This is a genomic window from Tepidiphilus sp. J10, from assembly GCF_006980785.1.
Lineage (GTDB): Bacteria > Pseudomonadota > Gammaproteobacteria > Burkholderiales > Rhodocyclaceae > Tepidiphilus > Tepidiphilus olei.
The window spans coordinates 24,175-45,146 of record NZ_SBHP01000009.1 but is presented as its reverse complement, the minus strand read 5'-3'; the positions used below and the strand labels follow the sequence as shown (position 1 = coordinate 45,146).

The following is a 20,972-nucleotide window of genomic DNA, read 5'->3' as shown; positions in this document are numbered from 1 at the left end:
CATGGAACGATGGAGTGAGCGCATCCATGCCGTTGCGCAACGGGCGCTGCTCCGTGGCGCTCTGGAGCCGATCGCCACGGACGCGATCGAACGGTGTGAGCACGGTTTCCCCTTCGTATTGCGCTGGGTCTCGACGCTCGCGCGTAAGCCGCCCCCTGCAAACACACAAGAATCCAAAAGGCACAACCCCTTCTTGCCCCCCGAACCGGAGCTCACGGTCGGGGCGCTGGGGGCTCGACACTTGGTGGTGCTCAACAAATACCCCGTTTTCTCTGGTCACACGCTCATCGTCACGCGCGATTTCGAACCGCAGACGGCCCCGCTTTCCGGCGACGACTTCCTCGCCTGGTACGCGCTGCTCGCCGAAGGGGGGCTGGGGTTTTACAACGGCGGCGAGATCGCCGGGGCAAGTCAGCCGCACCGGCATCTGCAGTGGATCCCGGACGGCCATCTGGGCAAGGAGCAACTGCATGCGTTCCTGCCACCGGGCGAAACCGGCTGGGCGGAACTTCCTTGGGCGGCCTGGCACGAGCCGTTGCCCCTGCACGCCGAAGACGCCGACTGGGGCGCGGCAGCCCATCGTGCCTACTGCGCTGCGCTGGTCGCGATGGGGTGGAGCCCCGATGCGTCTCAGCTACCGCCCTACGACCTCCTGCTGCGGCTCGATCGCCTGTTCTTCATTCCGCGGCGAGTCGAACGGCTCGCCGGCGTGTCGGTCAACGCGCTGGGCTACGCTGGCTCGCTCTTTGCCGCCTCCCCCGAAAAACTGCGCGCGCTCGCCGCGCTCGATCTCGTCGAAGGACTATGTACCCTCGGCTGGCCTCGCGCCGAGCTCGCCTCGGGCAAACGCTGAGAGATCGGCGGTGACGCGCCACAGCGTCTGCCCCGAATCCCGGTACTTGCGCTCGAAAGGCGTCATCGGCTCCTCGGGCGCGAATGGGGTGCATTCGCCCTGTATCCCTGAAAGTGCCAGTGCGGCGGTGAGCTCGCGGGCATAGACCGACCAATTCGTGCGGCACTCGAAACGCCCGCCGAGTTGCAGCACGGCAGGCCAGACTGGATGGGCATACCAGCGCCGCCCGAGGTGCCCGATCTTGGGCCAGGGGTTGGGATAGAGCCACCAATGCTCGCGCACCGGGACGCCGGACTCCACCGCCAGGCGCCAAAAGTCGATCACGTCCGCCCGCACGAACCGCAAATTCTCGGGCCAGCTCGCGCGGGGGTAGGGTTTCTGCCGCGAGAGCCGCTCTTGCGATTGGTCCACGCCGACCACGAAGGCATCGGGGTTGCGCCGCGCCAGCAGGATCGTCGACCACCCCACGCCGCAGCCGGAATCGAGGATCCACGGCGAACGCCCATCCCAAGCGGCGAGCGTTTCCTCGAAGGCAGCAAGATTGTACGGCGCATAAGGTTTGCGAAAGGGCTGCGCGAGATGGCGACGCACCAGTCCGTCCAGGCGCTCATGCACGTCGGCTTGGGCACTGGTGGGAATGCGAGAGATACCGTAGCTCATGGGGACCCGATCGCAGAGAAAAGGGGATTTTAACGAAAACCTCTTGCCTGTACTGGATCGTTCGGCGATAATTCCCGTTTTTCCAAGCAAAGGGACGGCCAAATCCGCCGTCCGCCCGATCCCGAGGTGCCCCATGAAAGAGAACATTCATCCAAATTATGCCGAAGTTCAAGTGACTTGCTCTTGCGGCAATTCCTTCGTAACGCGTTCCACCATCGGCAAGCCGGCGTTGCACGTGGAAGTGTGCTCCGAATGCCACCCCTTCTATACCGGCAAACAGAAGATCGTCGATACCGCGGGTCGCGTCGAGCGCTTCCGCCAGAAATACGGCAACCTCGCCAACCGCGGCTGAGCGTCGTCCCTCCCGAAAGAAAAAAGGCAGCCGGGTGCTGCCTTTTTTGTGCCTTCCGTTTCTCCGTGTCCAAGGCGACCGAACGACGAAAGTCTATAATCAATCCTTCGATACGACGCTTGGCAAAGGCATGTTCTTCGATCCGCGCCCGACCCCACCTTGGCAGCAACGAGTCTACGGAAAATGGGGCCTGGCTGGGCTGCTGCTCGCATTCCTGCTCGTCGGCACGGTGGGGCACGACCCCTGGCGTGGTGCCGACCTACGCCATTTTTTCGCAGTCTGGCAAGTGTTGCAGGGTGAATGGCTATTACCCACCGCCCTCGTCGACGGTACCGTGCCGGCAGCCGCCCCCCTCTACTACTGGGTGGCCGCGCTTCTGGGAATGGCGCTCGAGCCACTCGGGTTGGCCCTGCACGACGCGACCCGACTTGCATCTCCCCTCTTCGTACTGATTTCGCTGGGTTGCGTCGCGATGGCGGCGCTACCTGCCTGCGGCAAACCCTGGCACGCCGGGGCAGTGCTGCTGGGGCTGGGAACCTTGGGATGGATGCTCGAGGCACATCAACACCAGTCCTTGTTGGCGAGCACGGCCACGCTGGGAATGACACTTGCCGGTGCTGCATGGGCGCTCCATCACCCAGCGCGCGCGTGGTTGTGCGCCACGGCAGGGTTCTCGCTCGGATTCCTCGCCCAAGGGTTCGCGATCCTGCCCGTGTCGTTGATCCCATGGCTCGCGACGTTTCCCGCCTGGAGCATCGTGCCACCCGCGAAGCGTCTGCCCCTGGCACTGGTCACCGTTGCCCTCCTGGCTCTTCCGGTTGCGTGGCTCATGGCCGTACTGGCATCACCGAACGGAAGTACCTGGCTCGCCCTGCAAACGCCTCATATCGATCCGGCGTTCATCCGAGGGAATCTTCTCGACGCCGGCAACGACGCCACCTGGGTCACTTGGCCTTTATGGCTACTGGCGCTCTGGCCGCTACGCCGTGCCTCCGATCCACGTATCTCACGCCTTAGTGCGCTGAACTGGGCGATACTTGGGGCCGGTTTGATCGTCGTCGCCATTTGGCCTCCCGGCAATCCGAGCGACCTTCTCATCCTGCTCCCGTCCTTGACGCTCCTGGCCACCACGCGGCTCAAGCGCATGCCGCGTGGCGCCCAGGCTGCCTTTTCCTGGTTCTCGGTCGCCACGGCGATTACGATCGTCGTGCTCACCGGGCTCGCATGGAGCGCCCTGCATTCCGATTGGCCGCCCGGTCTGGCACGCCACGTCGCCCGTGTTGCGCCGGAGTTCGAGATGAGCCACTCGTTCGAACGACTCATCCTTGCAGGCATCCTCTTGTTCGCTTGGGTCGTCTCGAGCATTTCCACGCCGGCATCGCCGCTTCGTCCAACCATTCACTGGGCGCTCAGCGTGAGTTTCATGTGGTCGATGTTGGTCGTATTGCTCGCGCCATGGTTCGAACACACGCGCAATCTCCGTCCGATCATCGAACGGATGCAACCCGTTCTGCAGGCCCATGCCCCCCACTGTGTGTCGGTACCACGGCGCGAACCCGACGTGCGCGCGGCATTGATCTATTTCGCTGGAGTACCGGCGCACTTCGATGAGCGCTGCCCGATCCGTTTCGAGCGGATACGCTCGCCTCAGGCGCTCCAGCCGGACGGTTCCATTCTGTGGTCCATGAGCCGGGGCCAAGAGAAACGACAAGAAATCTGGTTGCTGAGGATAAACACGGGGTCTGTCGATGAGTAACGCCACGGTGCCACCTTTCATCCCCGCGGAGCACACGGCTCCGTGGCTGGACCTCCTCATGGCGGCCGATTCATGGATGGTCCGCTCCATTCGCACTGCCCTGGAGAGCCAATCCGACCGAGTCGATTCCCTCTCGCTTCAGGCAGGGTCTCTGTGGCTGGACACGAGCAAACAGGCTTGGGATCTCGAGGTATGTCAACGACTCCTCGCGCTGGCTCGAGCGGTGCGTTTGCCGGAAGGAATCGAAGCGCTCTTCAGCGGCGCGGAGGTCAACTTCACCGAACACAGACCGGCGCTGCACATGGCTTGTCGCGGCGGGGCGGAGATACCGCCCGGCGATCGTGCGCAATTCACTGCCACGGAAGAGCGGCTGGAGTCCTTCGTTACCGCCTTTCATGCCGGTGCGTTGCGAGGCGCCACGAGCGCACCGCTCGATCACGTCGTCAACCTCGGCATCGGCGGTTCAGACCTCGGACCCCGACTCGCCTGTGAAGCGCTGTCCCATCTCGAACCGCCGCGCCATGGGGTGCGATTCGTCGCCAATCTCGATCCGAGCGATTTCACCTCGACGGTGCGCGGGCTCGAAGCGGCGCGCACGCTCTTCGTCGTCTCCTCCAAGAGTTTCGGCACTGCCGAGACGCTCGCCAATCTCGAGCGCGCGCGGACGTGGCTCGCCCAGGAACTGGGAACGCACGAAACAGCGGCGCATTTCCTCGCCGTCACCTCCAATCCGGGCAAGGCGCAGGCGCTGGGGTTCGGTCCGGATCGCATCCTGTGGCTACCGCCCTGGGTAGGGGGGCGCTATTCGCTGTGGTCGGCCGTGGGATTACCGGTGGCGCTCGCCTTCGGCTGGGAGCGCTTCCTCGAACTGCGCGCCGGCGCGCGCCGCATGGACGAGCATTTCCGCACGGCGCCGCTCGAGCGCAACCTACCGGTGTGGCTCGGCGTGCTTGGCCTGTGGAACGCGAGCCTGCTCGATGTTCCTTCCTGCGCCGTGCTCCCCTACGATCAAGGGCTCGCCTGCTTTCCCGCCTGGTTGCAGCAACTCGAGATGGAGAGTAACGGCAAGCGCTGCCGGCGCGACGGCTCGCTCGTGCCCTATTCGACGGCCACCGTCGTTTGGGGCATGAACGGCACTCTGGGGCAACACGCTTTCCATCAGCTCTTCTATCAGGGTACGCGACGCATCACGTTGGAGTTCATCGTACCGCTGCCCCGCCCGCTCGATGCCGGACGGCGGGCGTTGGCGCAACACGCCCTCGCACAGGCCGGCGCGCTGCTCCTCGGGCGCACGCGCGACGAGGCGCGCGCGGCGCTACGGGCGCAGGGGCTGCCTCCCTCCGAGATCGAGGCGCTCGCACCGCACCATGAGATTCCCGGCAATCGGCCGAGCTCCGTCTTGCTCACCGACGGCTGGGATGCCGGCGTGCTCGGGGAGCTGCTCGCCGCCCATGAGCATGCCACGTTCGTGCGCGGTTGGATCTGGGGCATCGATCCGTTCGACCAATACGGAGTGGAACTCGGAAAAGAACTGGCGCGCACGCTCGCTGCCGGGGGAACGCTCGCCGACTTCGATCCTTCCACGCGAGCGCTCGCCGCCCGACTGGATGCGCACCGCTGAAACGAACGCTCAGTTTTCGGGGAGCCGCAGGAAAGACGCCCGATAGCGGCGCAGCTCCTCGATCGACTCATGGACGTCGGCGAGCGCCGTGTGTTTGCTTTCCTTCTCCCAGCCCTGCACGATGGCGGGCGCCCAACGGCGCGCGAGCTCCTTGAGCGTGGAAACGTCCAGATTGCGATAGTGGAACCAGGCCTCGAGTCGCGGCATGTAACGATAGAGGAAACGCCGATCCTGGCAGATGGTGTTGCCGCACATGGGACTCGAACGCGGTGGCAACCAAGGCCGTAGAAATTCGAGCAGTGTTTCCTCGGCCTCGGCCTCGTCGATGCGCGAAGCGCGCACCCGCTCGATCAGACCCGAAGCCCCGTGCGTCTTCTGGTTCCATTCGTCCATCGCCGCGAGCACCTCGTCGCTTTGATGCACCGCGATCACCGGCGCTTCGGCGAGCACGTTCAAATCGTTGTCGGTGACCACGATCGCGATCTCGAGGATACGGTCGCGGTCGGGATCGAGCCCGGTCATCTCCAGATCGAGCCAGACCAATTTGCTTGAAGGCGCGTCGTTCTTCTCGCTCATGCGGTTTTCCTTTCTCCAAGGGATGGGTGCGTTATACTGCCACGGCCGCGTGCCCGATGGCGCGAATCACTCCGTATTTTTCCGCCCATGGACGAATCCTTCCTTGCCACCGTCGTCGCCGCGCACGGCCGCAGCTACGAGCTCGCCCGGGAGATTCCCTGGCACGAGCCGCCCTGGCACGCAGTCACGCGCGGCAAGCGCCACGACTATGCGTGTGGCGACGTGGTCGAAGCGCGTGCCACGGCTCCCGGCCAGGCGGTGATCGAACGGCATCGGCCGCGCTCCTCGCTCTTCTGGCGGGCCGATGGGGTGCGACAGAAGCTGATCGCCGCCAACGTCGATCATGTCGTCATCGTCACCGCGGTCGAGCCCCCCTTCTCACCCGAGCTGGTGACGCGCTGCCTCGTGGCTGCCGAACACCAGGGAATCGAAGCGAGCATCGTACTCAACAAGTGTGATCTCGCGGACGGCCTAGATGCGGCGCGCGCGCAGCTCGAGCCTTTTCGCGCCGCAGGCTATCGGGTGCTCGAGCTCTCGGCCAAACGGGACGTCTCCCCTCTCGAGCCCCATTTGGCCCAGAGGAAATCCCTTCTCGTCGGACAATCGGGGATGGGGAAGTCGACTCTCGTCAATGCCTTGGTGCCAGAAGCCCGGGCACGTACGGGAGAAATCTCGCGCGCCCTCGACGCGGGGCGGCATACCACCACCGACGCGCGGCTCTACCCTTATCGTGAAGGGTGGCTCATCGACAGTCCCGGCCTGCAGACCTTCGGCTTGGCGCACGTGCCGCTGGAGGCGCTGGATGCTTGTTTCCCCGAACTGCGTCCGGCCTTGGGTGAGTGCCGGTTTCGTGATTGTCGCCACGACGCCGAACCGGGATGCGCCTTACGCGCGCTGGCCGAGCATGGGGCGATCAGCGCCGAACGTTGGCAGCATTACCGCCGCATTCGCACCGAACTCGAGGCGCTGACGCGGCGGTCCAGGGCGGGCAAGTAAGCACCTTGCCCGCAATCCATGCCCGAGATCAGAGACGTTCGAAGATCACCGACAGACCCTGACCGCCGCCGATGCACAGGGTCACCAGCGCATAGCGCCCGCCGATGCGATGCAGTTCATGGATCGCCTTGGTGGCGATGATCGCACCGGTCGCGCCTACAGGGTGCCCCAGGGCGATGGCTCCACCATTGGGGTTGGTCTTGGCCGGATCGAGGCCGAGCCCTTTCATCACCGCCAGCGCCTGAGCGGCGAAGGCCTCGTTCGACTCGATCACGTCCATGTCTTCGAGCTTGAGGCCAGCCTTCTCCAAGGCTTTCTTGGTGGCCGGGATCGGACCTTCGCCCATGATGTCGTTGGGCACCCCCGCCACGGCATAGGCCACGATGCGAGCAATCGGCTTCAGATTCTTCTGTTCCGCAACCTTGGCGTCGGCGAGCACGAGGAAGGAAGCCGCATCGTTGATACCGGAGGCGTTACCAGCCGTGACCGTGCCGTCTTTCTTGAACGCCGGCTTGAGCTTGGCCAGGCTCTCCATCGTCGTGTTGGGCTTGGGATGCTCATCGACTTCGAACACCACGTCGCCCTTGCGCGTCTTGATCGTCACCGGCACGATCTGGGAGCGGAAGCGCCCCTCCTCGATCGCACGCGCGGCGCGGCGCTGCGATTCCAGCGCAAAGGCATCCTGCTCTTCCCGGGTGATCCCCCACTTGACGGCGAGATTCTCCGCCGTGATCCCCATGTGACCGACGCCGAAGGGATCGGTGAGCACCGCCACCATCGCGTCGATCATGGTCGTGTCGCCCATGCGCGCGCCGTTGCGCATCGTCGGGGAGAGGTAGGCACCGCGCGACATCACTTCCACGCCGCCACCCACGCCCATGGCTGCGTCGCCGAGCATGATGTTCTGCGCCGTGGTCACGATCCCCTGCAGACCGGAAGAACACAGACGGTTGACCTGCATCGCCACCGAGCTCATCGGCAGCCCCGCCTGGATGGACGCCACCCGAGGCACGTAGGCATAGCGCGAATCGGTGGGGATGCAGTTGCCGACCGTGACGTATTCGACTTCGTTGGGATCGACGCCCGAGCGCTCGATCGCGGCCTTCATCACCTGCCCGGCGAGTTCGGCCGGCTCGATCTGCGACAGGGTCCCGCCAAAGGTCCCGATGGCGGAACGAACGGCACTCAATACTACGACATCCTTGTTCGACATCGCCTTTCTCCTTGCTGGTCAGTGAAATGGTTCCATACGGCTCGATTCATCATACGACGAAAATGCGACGATTGTCACCTTGGACGTCGTGCTCAGTCTACCTTGGCGCGAAGCAGCTCGAGAAACATGCGCAGCATGGCCGCCGTCGCTCCCCAGATGAAATACTGTCGCCAGGGAACGGCCCAATAGTAGCGACGCTGATCGCCATAAATCAGGGAATGACGAACGTAGCGGCGCGGGTCGAGCACGTGTTCCAAGGGCACGGTGAAGACTTCTGCCACCTCGAACGGATCGGGTCGCAGATCACCCGGGTCTTCCACCCAACCCACGAGCGGCGTGACGCGATAACCGGTGATGGTGACGTACGGTGGCAAAGCACCCAACACTTGCACCCGCTGAGGCGCAAGCCCGATCTCTTCCTCGGTCTCGCGCAGAGCGGCTTCTACTGGACCGGGATCTTCGGGTTCCACCCGTCCGCCGGGGAAACTGATCTGACCGGGGTGATGGACGAGATGCGGCGTGCGACGCGTGAGCAACACCCGAGGGCCTTCTTCGCCGGCGACCAGAGGGGCGAGCACCGCCGCGGGCCAGCGGACTTCGCGAGCGCCTTCGTCACCTGCAGCAAGCCCAAGAGGCCGATTCGCTGTCCGCTGCAGCCGCTCGGCGATGCGCTCACGCAGCCGTTCGGGTGAGGAAAGCAGATCCAAGAGTTCATCATCGCGCATCGGCTCATTGTGGCACAAAAAAACGGCAGGCTCGGCGTCGACTTCAGCAAAAATTATTTGACCAACCGGTCGGTTTATTTTATTATTCATTGATCCAGATCAAACTCTGCCGTGAAAACCTGCAGTACATTCACGGTACGCGAACGACTTCTACCATGTTGAAGTCGATCCGCGAACGATCCGGATGGACGTCTTATCCACCCTAAAGGAGGCAACACCATGGCTCATCACGACAAACTTGCACAACAAATGGAATTCCCGCCGCAAATCCAGCAACCCAACGTCTTCCCGCTGTCCTGGCACGCCAAGACGCAGAAAATGGAAGAAATCTGGGATGCGGCGCAACGCGAAGTCTGGGATCCGAAAAAACTCCCCTGGGACACGCTCGACGTCGAATCCTACAGCTGGGAAGAGCGCGAGGCGATCGCCTACTGGTGGACGCTGCTCTCCGTGTTCGACGCTTCCGCGCCGCCCGTCTTCGCGTCCGCGCTCATCAAGACCTATGAAGAACACGAAGAAGACCCGGTGCGCCGCTGTTTCTTCTCGGTGACGCGCGACGAGCAAAACCACGAGCAGATGTGCGGTCTGGCGATCACCAAGTTGCTGGAGCACGACGATCCGCTCACTTATCAGCCCAAGACCGATCTGGGCAAGCGCCTGCAGAAAAACGCCAAGTGGCTCTACTACAACGGCGGTCGCTACTGGAACGGTTACAAGAACGCCGTGCCGAAGTATTCCCTCGCCGTGCTCTTCTCCTCCTTCCTGATGGGCGAGATCGCCGCGGCCACCATCTTCAAGCAGATGCACGACAACAGCCGCGAGCTCGTCTTCAAGGAAGCTTTCCGTCACATCGGTCGCGACGAGGGGCGGCACATGGCGATCTGCTTGGCGCTGATGGAGCGCGACTATCCGCGGCTCGCTGCCGAGGACAAGGCGCTCGTCACCAAGCAGATCCGCGCCGGCTACCTCTTCCTGTCGGCAGTGCTCTTCGAGCCGCCGGAAGAGTTCTGGGACCTGCCCGCCGACTTCATCAAAAACCAGCGTGAAGGCGAGGAAGTCGCGCGTGGCGCCGGTTTCGGCATTCCCACCTACGAGGCGAAAAAAGAAAACTGGCGCAACGCCATGCTCAACCTCGAAGGCGTGCTGGCCCGCTACGGCATCCCCTTCCCCGCCATTCCGGAAGTCGGTATCGACGGCCAGGAAGTGACCGAAGTCGACATGGACTCGATCATCCCGGTCTTCTGAGCCTCGGCGGCCGCCTGCAGGGGCGGCCGCGCGGATGCGCCTTGGCCGCCGGCGTCCTCCATGGACCCCGGCGGTTTCGTCGACCAGGAAACCCCTCACCCCAAGAGAGCGAACCCGAATGAGCACCCTCATCAAACTGCATCCTTCCGGCCGCCAGATCGAATCCCGCCCCGGCGAGACCGTGCTGGAATCCCTCGAACGGGCGGGCTACGCACTGCCCAACAACTGCCGGGCCGGGGCCTGCGGCGAATGCAAAGTCAAGGTTCTCTCCGGCCATTTCGACCAGGGGGTCGTGCTCGACATGGCCCTGTCGGCCGAAGAACGCAAACAGGGTTTCGGTCTCATGTGCATGGCCAAACCCCTCTCGCCCGAACTGGTGATCGAATGGGGTACGGCCGATGCCAAGCCCAAGCTCTTCCCGCCGCGTGAGAACCAGCGCTATACGGTGATCGACCGGGTACCGCGCACGCCCCGGATCACCGAATTCCGGCTCCGGCCATTGGGACAACCGATGCGCTATTGGCCCGGCCAATACGTAACCTTGAGCGACGTGGAGGGCAAAGTGCCGGCACGCTGCTATTCGATCGCCAATGCGCCACGACCCGACGGAGAGATCACACTCCAGATCACGCGCATCGAGGGCGGCGTGACCAGCGTCTGGATCCATGACCATCTGCAGATCGGGGACATCGTGCGCATCAACGGCCCCTACGGAACCTTCATCGGCGACCTGTCGCTGGACACCCCCGTGTTGTGCTTAGCAGCCGGTTCGGGCCTGGCACCGATCCGTGCGCTCACCGAAGCGGCTCTACGGCGGGGCTATCGCAAACCCGTCACGCTGCTCTTCTCCGGCAAGACGAAGGAGGACATCTACGATCTCGGTCTGATGCGCTATTGGGAGACGAAGCACCGCAACTTCACCTTCAAGGCCACGCTCACACAGGAGCGCGATCCGCAGTGGCTGCACGGGCGCATCCCGCAGATCCTGCCCGACCTCTTCCCCACGCTGGCGGGCTACAACGTATTCATCGCCGGCAGCCCGGCCTTCGTGGACGATTGCAGCGCGGCGGTGAAAGCCCTGGGGGCGGAAGACTCGATGATCCACACCGAAGGCTATTTCGGCCAGGCGCAACCCTCGGTGGCGCCGGCCGAACAGCTCTTGAGCGCGTAGTGTAGTTCGATCTGCTCGGGATCACTCGATCCCGAGCAGGTACTGAATCAGCGCTTTGGCGACGAAGCCGATGAACCCGACGCCCAGCGCGAGGAAGAGCCACATCGCGCCGTACTTGCCGGCCTTGGACTTCCACGCCAAGTTAGCGATGATGAAAATCATGTAGAGAATGAAGGCCGGCACCAGGATCTTCAAGGCCAGGTCTTCGAGTTGGGGGAAGGTGAGTCCGAAGAGTATCGTGTCTTCCATGGGGAGTGCTCGCTTGGCCGGATCCGTCGACCCGGCCAATTTATAAAATATATTTTTAGGCGCCGCGTTTCTGCTCGAGTTTCGCGGCGATGCGCAAGCGCAGCGCATTCAAGCGAATGAACCCCTCGGCGTCTTTTTGGTTGTAGGCGCCGCGGTCGTCCTCGAAGGTGGCGATCGTCGGATCGAAGAGGGAGTCGGTGGGAGAGTCGCGCCCCACCACCATGACGCTGCCCTTGTAGAGCTTGACGCGCACCCAGCCGTTGACCGTCTGCTGAGTCGTGTCGATGAGGGCTTGGAGCGCGCGGCGCTCGGGGCTCCACCAATAGCCGTTGTAGATCATCTCGGCATAGCGCGGCATGAGCTGGTCTTTGAGGTGCGCCACTTCCCGGTCGAGGGTGATCGATTCGATGGCCCGATGCGCCTTCAGCAGGATCGTGCCGCCGGGCGTTTCGTAGCAGCCGCGGCTCTTCATACCGACGTAGCGGTTCTCCACCAGGTCGAGCCGGCCGATGCCGTGCTTGGAGCCGAGTTCGTTGAGCTTGGTAAGGAGCTCGTGCGGCCGCAGGCGCACGCCGTCGATGGCCACGAGATCGCCCTTCTCGAACTGCAGCTCGACGTACTGCGGTACATCCGGCGCTTTCTCGGGAGCCGTCGTCCAGCGCCACATGGATTCTTCCGGCTCGGCGGCCGGGTTTTCCAGGTGCCGCCCTTCGTAGCTGATGTGCAGCAGGTTCGCATCCATCGAGTAGGGCGAGCCGCCTTCGCGGTGTTTCATCTCGATGGGGATGCCGGCCTTCTCGGCGTAGGCGAGCAGCTTCTCGCGCGAGGTCAGGTCCCATTCGCGCCAAGGGGCGATCACCTTGATCTCGGGCATGAGGGCGTAGTAGCCGAGTTCGAAACGCACCTGATCGTTGCCCTTGCCGGTGGCGCCGTGGGCCACGGCATCGGCCCCGGTGAGCTTGGCGATCTCGATCTGGCGCTTGGCGATCAAAGGCCGCGCGATGGAGGTACCCAGCAGGTATTCCCCTTCGTAGATCGTGTTGGCACGGAACATGGGGAAGACGAAGTCACGCACGAATTCCTCGCGCAGATCGTCGATGTAGATGTTCTCGGGCTTGATGCCGAGTTTGAGCGCCTTTTGCCGCGCCGGTTCGAGCTCCTCGCCCTGCCCCAGGTCGGCGGTGAAGGTGACCACTTCGCAGCGGTAGGTGTCTTGCAGCCACTTCAGGATCACGGAGGTGTCGAGCCCCCCGGAATAGGCCAGTACCACTTTCTTGACTTCGCTCATCGTCCTTTCCCGTCGAACGTTCGCACACGATCCGGATGCGAGATGCACCGGATCCCCAAAACATCTTTCAGAGCCTGTGAAGGCATCGTCGCGAGCGGTTCGAATGCGAGGCACACGGAGCGCAGCGACGAGACATATCGCGCAGATAGGCGAGGAGCGAGCACCGCGCAACGACGCAATCGGACCGCGTAGCAGATTGCTTCACAGGCTCTCAACTCTCCATCCGGCCGAGCACGAGGTATTCCATCAGCGCTTTCTGCACGTGCAGGCGGTTCTCTGCCTCGTCCCAGACCACGGACTGCGGCCCGTCGATCACTTCGGCCGTGACTTCCTCGCCACGGTGCGCCGGCAGACAGTGCATGAAGAGCGCATCGGGTTTGGCCTGGGCCATCATCGCCGCGTCGACCTGCCAATCGGCGAACGCAGAGAGCCGGTCGTCGGTCTCGTGCTCGAAGCCCATGGAGGTCCACACGTCGGTGGTGACGAGATCCGCCCCGCGCACGGCCTCCATCGGGTCGGCGAAGCAGCGATAGTGCCCCCCGGGCACGACCCCCGCCAACTGCGGATCGACGGTATAGCCGGGCGGCGTGGAGACGTGCACGGTGAAATCGAGCACTTCGGCCGCCTGCAGCCAGGTGTGGCACATGTTGTTCGCATCTCCGATCCAGGCGACGGTCTTGCCGTGGATCGAGCCGCGGTGCTCGATGTAGGTATAGACGTCGGCAAGCACCTGGCAGGGATGGAACTCGTTGGTGAGCCCGTTGATCACCGGTACGCGCGAACGGGCGGCGAATCGCTCGAGAATCGCCTGCTCAAAGGTGCGGATCATCACTAGGTCGCTCATGCGCGAGATGACCTCGGCCGCATCCTCCACCGGCTCACCGCGTCCGAGCTGGGAATCGCGCGTGTTGAGATAGACCGCGAAACCGCCGAGCTGCTGGATACCGGCTTCGAACGAGAGACGCGTGCGTGTGCTCGCCTTTTCGAAGATCATCACCAGGGTGCGATCGAAGAGAGGGTGCCAGGGTTCGTAGTTCTTGAACTTGCGTTTGATCCAGGCCGTGCGCTCGAAGAGGTAGGCGTATTCGTCTGCAGTTAAGTCCTTGAACTGGAGATAATGTCTCGGCGGCATGACGTTCCCCCTCAATGACGCGCGACGAAACGCTCGACGAGCGGCACCAGGCGCTCGACGATCTGCTGCGCCTCCTCGATGGTGAGGATCAAGGGCGGAAGCAAACGAATGACGCGCTCGGCGGTGACGTTGATGAGCAGGCCCGCTTCCAACGCATCGAGCACCAAAGCCCCGCAGGGACGGTCGAGCTCGACGCCGAGCATGAGCCCCAAGCCGCGTACCCCCTTGATCTGTGGCAGATGCGCCAAGCGCGCGGTGAGCGTCGCCTTGAGATACCCCCCCACACGGGCGGCGTTGTCGAGCAGGGCATCGGTCTCGATCACGTCGAGCGTGGTGAGCCCGGCAGTGCAGGCGAGCGGGTTGCCGCCGAAGGTGGAGCCGTGGTTGCCCGGACCGAAGAGCCCCGTGGCCGGCCCGGCGGCGAGACAGGCACCGATGGGCACCCCCGAACCAAGCCCCTTGGCGAGCGTCATCACGTCAGGGCGCACCTCGCTCCACTGCCAACCGAACCACTTACCGGTGCGCCCGAGGCCGCATTGCACCTCGTCGCAGATCATCAGCAGGCCATGCGCGTCGCACAGAGCGCGCACGGCGCGCAGGTATTCGGGGTCGGCGAGCCGGATGCCGCCCTCGCCTTGGACGACTTCGAACATCACGGCCACCAGGTCGGGCGTCTCGGCCAGCACCTTGGTCAGCGCTGCCGCATCGCCAAACGGCACTCGGATGAATCCCTCGACGAGCGGCTCGAAGCCGGCTTGGGTTTTCTTGTTGCCGGTGGCCGAGAGGGTGGCGAGGGTACGTCCGTGGAAGGCTTGCTCCATCACGGCGATCTTGGGCGTTTCCACCCCCTTCACTTTGTGACCGTAGAAGCGCGCCAGTTTGATGGCGCATTCGTTGGCCTCCGCCCCCGAGTTGCCGAAGAAGACTTCGTCCATGCCGGAGAGCTCACACAGGCGGTCGGCCAAGCGCTCCTGCGCCGGGATGCGGTAGAGGTTGGACGTGTGGATCACGGCTTTTGCCTGGCGCGCGATCGCCTCGACCAGACGCGGATGGCCGTGCCCCAGCGTGGAGACGGCAATGCCGGCCAGCGCATCGAGGTAGGGTTTGCCTTGTTCGTCGTAGAGCCAGACGCCTTCTCCGCGCACGAAAGCCACGGGCAGACGGGCGTAGGTGTTCATCAGATGCGACATGTGCGACGCTCCCGCGAAATCCGGTTTTCCCGTGCAGCAAGAAGGGGGTCCGGATCAGGAAAAGTCTATGATCTTACGGGAAAGGCGCTTTTTTTGAAAGAGCACCCATAGCAAAAAGCGGCGCCACGCGGCGCCGCCGTTTTTCTTGCACGATCAAGGGCGCTCAGCTCTCGCGGATGGCCTCGGCAACCATCTCGAGGGCCGTAGGATCCTCGATGGTGGGAAGATCTCCGGGGTCACGCCCTTCGGCGAGCGCCTGCAGCGAACGGCGCAGCATCTTGCCCGAGCGCGTCTTGGGCAGCCCTTGCACGAAGTAGACGCGATGAGGACGGGCGATCGCCCCGAGCAGCTCGTCGACCGTCTTTTTGACTTCTTCTTCGAGTGCCCGACGGCCCTCGCGCGTGGCGATGCGAGACGGATCCTTGACCACGGCGAAGGCCACCGGCACTTGCCCTTTCACCTCGTCGTGCACCCCGACCACCGCCACTTCGGCGATCGCGGGATTGGACTGGATCGCCTCCTCGATCTCGCGCGTGCCGAGGCGGTGCCCCGCGACGTTGATGACGTCGTCGACGCGCCCGAGAATGGTGAGGTAGCCGTTCTCGTCCCGGATGCCCCAGTCGGCGGTGGAATAGACCACCGGCTCACGGAAGAGGCTGAAATAGGTCGACACGAAGCGATCGTCCTGCCCCCAGACGGTGCTCAGACAGCCGGGCGGCAGCGGCGGCACGATGCCGACGATGCCTTTTTCGTTGGGGCCGCACTCGGTGCCGTCTTCGCGATAGACGTGCAGATCATAGCCATAAACCGGCAGCCCCGGAGAGCCGTACTTGATGGGCAGATCTTCTTGCACGCCCCGGCACAGCGCGAGGATGGGCCAGCCGCTCTCGGTTTGCCAGTAGTTGTCGATCACCGGCACGCCCAGGGCTTCGTGGATCCAGCGGTGCGTGGTCTCGTCGAGCGGCTCGCCGGCGAGGAAGAGATGCTTGAGCGAGGAGAGATCCCGCTTCATGTAGGAAGGATCCTGCTTCTTCAGCACCCGCACGGCGGTGGGGGCCGAGAACATGACGTTGATGCGATATTTCTCCACCAGGCGCCACCAGATGCCCGGGTCGGGGCGAAGCGGCGTGCCTTCGTACATCACCGTGGCCATGCCGGCGAGCAGAGGTCCGTAGATGATGTAGCCATGCCCGACCACCCAGCCGATGTCGGAGGTGCAGAACATCGTCTCGCCTTCGCCGCCGCAGAAGATGTACTTCATCGAACTCGCGAGGGCCACGGCGTAACCCCCGGTGTCGCGCTGCACGCCTTTGGGTTTGCCGGTGGTGCCGGAGGTGTAGAGGATGTAGCTCGGGTGCGTCGCATCGACCCATTCGACCGGCACGCGCGCTTCGCCCACTTCCTCGCGCAGGGTTGCATAGTCGAGATCCCGCCCCTCGACGCGAGCGAAGTTGGGGTCGAGCCCGCGATCGACGATGAGCACTTTCTCGGGAGGGGATTGAGAAATCCGGCAGGCCTCGTCGAGCAGATGCTTGTAGGGGATGACGTTGCCGTTGCGCATGCCCGCTTCGGCGGTGACGACGAGCTTGGGTTTGGCATCGTCGATACGGGTGGCGAGCGAGGCAGCGGCAAAACCACCGAAGACGACCGAATGGATGGCGCCCAGGCGCACGCAGGCGAGCATGGCGAACGCGGCTTGCGGGATCATCGGCATATAGATGAGCACCCGGTCGCCTTTCTCCACACCGAGTTTGCGGTAGATCGCCGCCATACGCTCGACTTCGCGCTGCAGCTCGCCGTAGGAGTAGGTTTTCTCCTCACCCGTCTCGGTGGAGACGTAGATGAGCGCCGGCGCGTCGGGGCGTTTGGCGGCGTGGCGATCCACGGCGTTGTAGCAGAGGTTGGTGAGCCCGCCCTTGAACCATTTGACGAAGGGGGGATTGCTGTAGTCGCAGATGACCTCGGGTGCTTTCTCCCAGTGGATGAACTGCGCCTGCTCGGCCCAGAAGGCGTCGCGATCCTCGATCGAGCGACGGTAGAAATCCTGGTACTTGCCCATGTCCTCTCCCCGATGACAAAGAAATTCCGGAACGACACCGTCCGGCCTTACGAAAGATGTTTATTATAAGACATGATACCAAAGGGGAAATCCCCGGCCTCGCGGAGAAAACCGCGAAACCGAGGGTTCTGACACAAAAAGGATACGGTTTACTCGCCGCCGATGCGCACCACCGTGCGCCCTTTGGCGCGGCCGGCGATGAAGTCGTCGAAGGCGCCGGGCAACTCGTCGAGCGTGATGACGCGCGTGATCTCGCGCAGCTTTTTCGGTTTGAGATCGGTGGCGAGCCGCTGCCAGACGATGCCGCGCGTCGGAAAGCCGATGTAGCCCGAATCCACGCCGAGCAGGCTCACGCCTCGCAGGATGAAAGGAAAGACCGTGGTCTCGAGCTTGGGCGAGGCGGCGTTGCCGATGGAAGCCACCGTACCGGCTTGCTGCACGGTGGCGAGCATCCAGTGCAGGATGGGGCCGCCGACGTTATCCACGGCGCCGGCCCAGCGGGATTTCTCCAAGGGGCGCGTGGCGGCGAAGTCGATGCTGTCGCGCAGCAGGATCTCGGTCGCCCCCAATTCTTGCAGATAGCCGCTCTCCTGCGCCTTGCCGGTGAGCGCCGTGACCCGATAGCCGCGCCCCGCCAGCATCTGGATGGCAAAGCCCCCTACCCCGCCGGTGGCGCCGCTCACCACCACGGGGCCCTTCTCCGGTTCGAGGCCGTTGTCCTCCATGCGCTGGATGCCGAGCGCGGCGGTGAAACCGGCCGTGCCCAGCGCCATGGCCTCGAACAGATCCAACCCCTGCGGCAGCGGAATCACCCAGCCGGCAGGGATACGAGCGAATTCGGCATAGCCGCCGTGGTGCGACACGCCGATGTCGTAGCTGGTGGCGATGACGGGGTCGCCGGGGCGAAAGCGCGGATCGCTCGACTCGACCACCGTGCCCGAGAGGTCGATCCCGCCGATACAGGGAAAGCGGCGGATGATCTTGCCCTTGCCCGTGGCGGCGAGCGCATCCTTGAAGTTGATGCTCGAATAGGCCACACGGATGAGGACTTCGCCCGGATCGAGCACCTCGAAGCCAACCTCCTCGATGCCGGAGCGGACCACCCCATCCTCTTCGCGGATCATGAGGCATTTGAATTTTTCGGGTAATTGTCGTTCTTGCGTCATGGCGACTCCTCCTTCGTGAGTAAATCGGGCCTCAGGGCGAGGCGTTGCGCGCGAGCACGGCGGCGAAAAAGCCGTCAGTGCCGTGTACGTGGGGCGCGAGGCGCAGCACCGTGGGGCTGAAGCGATCGACCAGGGCATCGGCCGTCGGAATCTCCCAGCGGGGGATCTGCTCGGGCACGCCCGACTTGAAGAGCGACGGCCAGGGATCGAGCAGGGAAAAACGCGTCTCCCGTTCGAGAAAAGTTTCGAGCACTGCCTCGTTTTCCTCGGGCAATAGGCTGCAGGTGACGTAGACCAAATGCCCCCCGGGGCGTACCAAACGTGCCGCGGCCTGCAAGATGGCGCGCTGCTTGGCGACGAGCTCCTCGACGAGCGCCGGGTGCTGCCGCCACTTGAGGTCCGGATTGCGTCGCAACGTCCCCAGGCCGGAACAGGGCGCATCCACCAGCACGCGATCGGCCTTGCCGGCGAGCCGATCGAGTCGCTCGTCGTTCTCGTGCGCGAGCACCATGGGCTGCACGTTGGTGAGCCCGGAGCGCACGAGCCGCGGTTTGAGCTTGGCGAGCCGCCCGGCGGAGACATCGAAGGCGTAGACCTGACCGGTATTGCGCAGCGCCGCCGCGAGCTGCAGTGTCTTTCCCCCGGCGCCAGCGCAGAAATCCACCACCGTCTGGCCCCGGCGGGGGGCCACGAGCAGGGTCACGAGCTGGCTCCCCTCGTCCTGCACTTCGAACATCCCGTCCTGAAAGAAAGGATGGGCATGCAGCGCCGGTTTGTCCTGCACGCGAATGCCGAGCGGCGAGAACGGCGTTGGCGCGCAGTCGATGCCATCGGCCTGGAGTCGCGCGAGCACCGCCTCGCGCGTCGTCCGCCACGAGTTGACGCGCAGATCGAGCGGGGCCGGTCGGTTCGAAGCCGCGAGCAGCGCTTCGGTCTCCGGTGGGCCATAGGCGGCATCGAGTCGCTCGATGAGCCAGTCGGGCGCATCGAGCCGCTCGGCGCGTGAGAGCACGGGCGCGGCCGCCTTGCGTTCCGCGAGCCAGGCGCGCTCCCCTTTCTCCAGCCAAGGCTCGAGGCGGGCGAGCGACCAGCCTTCGCCGCGCACGAGCCAAGCGAGCAATAGCGCGCGCGGATTCGTACGCCCGGCCCAGGTTTCCAGACTGCGTCGATGCCGCAATACGGCATAGACGCGCTCGGCGATCTCGCCGCGATCGCGCTGCCCCAAGTGGGGCCGCTCGCGGAAGAATCGCGACAAGACGGCGTCGGCCGGTCGCTCGAAGCGCAGCGCCTCGGCGAGCGCCGCCACCGCCTCGCTCAGCCAGGGGGCACGCGGCGCGGTTTCGCCCGATGGGGCCTTGCGGCGGCGGGAAACGCTCATGACTGCAGCCAATGGTCGAACACGCCGTCTTCGGACTCGATGAGCAGGCGCACCGGTCGGGAGACGGGCTCGGATTGCCACCACACGGTCATGGCGAAATCGCCGCTGTCGGTGCGTGCCGTGATGCGCTGCACCGGGATTTCTCCCAGGCCGTCCACTTTCAAACGCTCCGGCTGTGGTTCGACGCGATAGCTCGCCTGCTTGATGCGCCTGCCCGTGACCACGGCGATCTTGCCTTCCGGCGGTCCTTTCTGGCGCAAGAAACCGAGCTGGTGCATCAAGGAAAGATAGTCCTGCTCCTGATCGGTGAGGGGCAGCTCCTTCGTTTGCCCCTTGCGCGTGGTCCGCACGATGCGGGCATTCCAATCGAAATCAAGCAGCTCGGGCGGCTTACCTTGTCGATGGCGCTCATAGTGCAGCGGATGAAAACCCGTCTTCGCGTCCCAAGTGCCGTTACTCATGCGTTTCTCATTGACCTGGGCGACCAGCGCGACCAAACCGGTGGTTTGTAATTGCAGAGTCATGGCGTAGCGCCCGTCATCGCCCAGCGTCCAGCTCAAGTCGGCTTGCCCGATCTGTAGCCCCCTTTCGCCGCTCAGGACGCGATAGACGAACCGCTGCGACTCGGCAGCGAAAGCGGATGCCGCAACGAGCATGCCAACAACGACCAGAATTTTCTTCAACATCATGACTCCAATGGTGGCCAGACGAGGGCCGCTTCTTGCACGCTGGCCGGTGCTCCCTGCAGCACCACGCGCCCTTCTGGCGTGAGCTGCAGGCGATCCTCGACGAACCAGCGCACCGCTTGCGGATAGATACGGTGTTCCTGCACGAGCACCCGCGCGGCCAGCGTCTCGGGGGTATCGTCGGGCAGCACCGGCACCGCCGCCTGCACGACGATGGGCCCGTGATCGAGCGCCGGGGTGACGAAATGCACCGTGGCCCCATGCACGCGGCACCCTTCCTGCAGCGCCCGCTCGTGCGTGTGCAGCCCGGGAAAGGCCGGTAGCAGCGAGGGATGGATGTTCAACATCCGCCCCTCGTAGCGGCGCACGAACGCCTCTCCCAGCACGCGCATGAAGCCGGCGAGCACCACCAGATCGGGCGCGAAGGTGTCGATCGCCTGGGCGAGCGCCGTATCGAACGCCTCGCGCGAGGGGTGGGCTTTGTGATCGACCACCGCCGTGGCGATGCCGTGACGCCGGGCGAATTCGAGGCCGGCAGCCTCGGGGCGGTTGCTAATGACCGCCGCGATGCGTGTGCCCGGAATGGCGGCGCGCACGATCGCCTCCATGTTGCTGCCGCGGCCGGAAATGAGGATCACCACATTGCGCACGCCTGC

General features: G+C 64.2%; 20 protein-coding genes. 7 read left to right on the top strand and 13 right to left on the bottom strand.

The annotated features are described in order from the left end of the window. Position 1: 1 nt before the first annotated feature. Positions 2-853 carry a phosphorylase gene (locus EPD81_RS09860; protein ID WP_142805274.1) on the top strand — a complete coding sequence of 284 codons (852 nt, stop codon included), beginning with the start codon at positions 2-4 and terminating at the stop codon, positions 851-853. Here the strand turns inward: EPD81_RS09860 and EPD81_RS09855 are convergent. Continuing rightward, positions 803-1,513: a tRNA (guanosine(46)-N(7))-methyltransferase TrmB gene (locus EPD81_RS09855; protein WP_142805273.1), complete on the bottom strand. Its 711-nt coding sequence runs from the start codon at positions 1,511-1,513 to the stop codon at positions 803-805. The genes EPD81_RS09860 and EPD81_RS09855 overlap by 51 nt on opposite strands. Before the next feature lie 133 nt (positions 1,514-1,646). Here EPD81_RS09855 and rpmE point away from each other — a divergent pair, with 133 nt between their 5' ends. From rpmE to pgi, 3 genes are all read left to right on the top strand, one after another. After that, entirely contained in the window at positions 1,647-1,865 is a 219-nt protein-coding gene (gene rpmE, locus EPD81_RS09850; protein ID WP_028874876.1) for a 50S ribosomal protein L31, read from the top strand. Between the two features lie 130 nt (positions 1,866-1,995). Next, entirely contained in the window at positions 1,996-3,621 is a 1,626-nt protein-coding gene (locus EPD81_RS09845) for a hypothetical protein (protein WP_142805272.1), read from the top strand. After that, positions 3,614-5,242: a glucose-6-phosphate isomerase gene (pgi, locus tag EPD81_RS09840; RefSeq protein ID WP_142805271.1), complete on the top strand. Its 1,629-nt coding sequence runs from the start codon at positions 3,614-3,616 to the stop codon at positions 5,240-5,242. The genes EPD81_RS09845 and pgi overlap by 8 nt, the downstream gene beginning before the upstream one ends. 9 nt (positions 5,243-5,251) lie before the next feature. Here pgi and orn read toward each other — a convergent pair whose 3' ends face one another. Further along, the gene (gene orn / locus EPD81_RS09835; RefSeq protein WP_142805270.1) at positions 5,252-5,818 is read right to left on the bottom strand and encodes an oligoribonuclease; all 567 of its coding nucleotides are present in this window, start codon (positions 5,816-5,818) and stop codon (positions 5,252-5,254) included. 87 nt (positions 5,819-5,905) lie between these two features. On the opposite strand from orn, the gene rsgA reads away from it, so the two are divergent. Further along, positions 5,906-6,814 carry a ribosome small subunit-dependent GTPase A gene (rsgA, locus tag EPD81_RS09830; RefSeq protein ID WP_142805269.1) on the top strand — a complete coding sequence of 303 codons (909 nt, stop codon included), beginning with the start codon at positions 5,906-5,908 and terminating at the stop codon, positions 6,812-6,814. 28 nt (positions 6,815-6,842) lie between these two features. Here the strand turns inward: rsgA and EPD81_RS09825 are convergent, their stop codons facing one another. After that, entirely contained in the window at positions 6,843-8,027 is a 1,185-nt protein-coding gene (locus tag EPD81_RS09825; RefSeq protein WP_142805268.1) for an acetyl-CoA C-acyltransferase family protein, read from the bottom strand. Positions 8,028-8,119: 92 nt separating this feature from the next. Then, complete coding sequence (locus tag EPD81_RS09820) at positions 8,120-8,752, bottom strand: CoA pyrophosphatase (protein WP_142805267.1); 633 nt, start codon at positions 8,750-8,752, stop codon at positions 8,120-8,122. A gap of 219 nt (positions 8,753-8,971) precedes the next feature. Between EPD81_RS09820 and EPD81_RS09815 the strand changes: the two genes are divergently transcribed. Beyond that, complete coding sequence (locus EPD81_RS09815; protein WP_142805266.1) at positions 8,972-9,997, top strand: hypothetical protein; 1,026 nt, start codon at positions 8,972-8,974, stop codon at positions 9,995-9,997. Between the two features lie 118 nt (positions 9,998-10,115). Further along, positions 10,116-11,168 carry a 2Fe-2S iron-sulfur cluster-binding protein gene (locus EPD81_RS09810; protein ID WP_142805265.1) on the top strand — a complete coding sequence of 351 codons (1,053 nt, stop codon included), beginning with the start codon at positions 10,116-10,118 and terminating at the stop codon, positions 11,166-11,168. 21 nt (positions 11,169-11,189) lie between these two features. Here the strand turns inward: EPD81_RS09810 and EPD81_RS09805 are convergent, their stop codons facing one another. The 9 genes from EPD81_RS09805 to purN all read right to left on the bottom strand — a co-directional run bounded on the left by EPD81_RS09805 (position 11,190) and on the right by purN (position 20,966). Next, positions 11,190-11,417, bottom strand: a complete 228-nt coding sequence (locus EPD81_RS09805) for a DUF2788 domain-containing protein (RefSeq protein WP_142805264.1) — start codon at positions 11,415-11,417, stop codon at positions 11,190-11,192. 55 nt (positions 11,418-11,472) lie between these two features. After that, a complete protein-coding gene (locus EPD81_RS09800) occupies positions 11,473-12,705 on the bottom strand; it encodes an argininosuccinate synthase (RefSeq protein WP_142805263.1) in 1,233 nt (410 codons plus the stop codon). Between the two features lie 211 nt (positions 12,706-12,916). Then, on the bottom strand, positions 12,917-13,837 hold the full coding sequence (argF, locus tag EPD81_RS09795; RefSeq protein ID WP_142805262.1) for an ornithine carbamoyltransferase: 921 nt from the start codon (positions 13,835-13,837) through the stop codon (positions 12,917-12,919). An 11-nt stretch (positions 13,838-13,848) separates the two neighbouring features. Next, positions 13,849-15,027, bottom strand: coding sequence for an aspartate aminotransferase family protein (locus EPD81_RS09790; RefSeq protein ID WP_142805261.1), 1,179 nt, complete (start codon positions 15,025-15,027; stop codon positions 13,849-13,851). 163 nt (positions 15,028-15,190) lie between these two features. Continuing rightward, on the bottom strand, positions 15,191-17,086 hold the full coding sequence (locus EPD81_RS09785; protein ID WP_142805260.1) for a propionate--CoA ligase: 1,896 nt from the start codon (positions 17,084-17,086) through the stop codon (positions 15,191-15,193). Between the two features lie 149 nt (positions 17,087-17,235). Next, positions 17,236-18,210: an oxidoreductase gene (locus EPD81_RS09780; RefSeq protein WP_370456506.1), complete on the bottom strand. Its 975-nt coding sequence runs from the start codon at positions 18,208-18,210 to the stop codon at positions 17,236-17,238. Between the two features lie 73 nt (positions 18,211-18,283). Continuing rightward, positions 18,284-19,630: an RsmB/NOP family class I SAM-dependent RNA methyltransferase gene (locus tag EPD81_RS09775; RefSeq protein WP_142805258.1), complete on the bottom strand. Its 1,347-nt coding sequence runs from the start codon at positions 19,628-19,630 to the stop codon at positions 18,284-18,286. Next, on the bottom strand, positions 19,627-20,319 hold the full coding sequence (locus EPD81_RS09770; RefSeq protein WP_142805257.1) for a DUF3108 domain-containing protein: 693 nt from the start codon (positions 20,317-20,319) through the stop codon (positions 19,627-19,629). The genes EPD81_RS09775 and EPD81_RS09770 overlap by 4 nt, the downstream gene beginning before the upstream one ends. Next, positions 20,316-20,966 (bottom strand): phosphoribosylglycinamide formyltransferase, encoded by a 651-nt coding sequence (gene purN / locus EPD81_RS09765; protein ID WP_142805256.1) that lies wholly within the window; start codon positions 20,964-20,966, stop codon positions 20,316-20,318. Before purN ends, EPD81_RS09770 begins: the two co-directional genes overlap by 4 nt. Positions 20,967-20,972 lie beyond the last annotated feature (6 nt).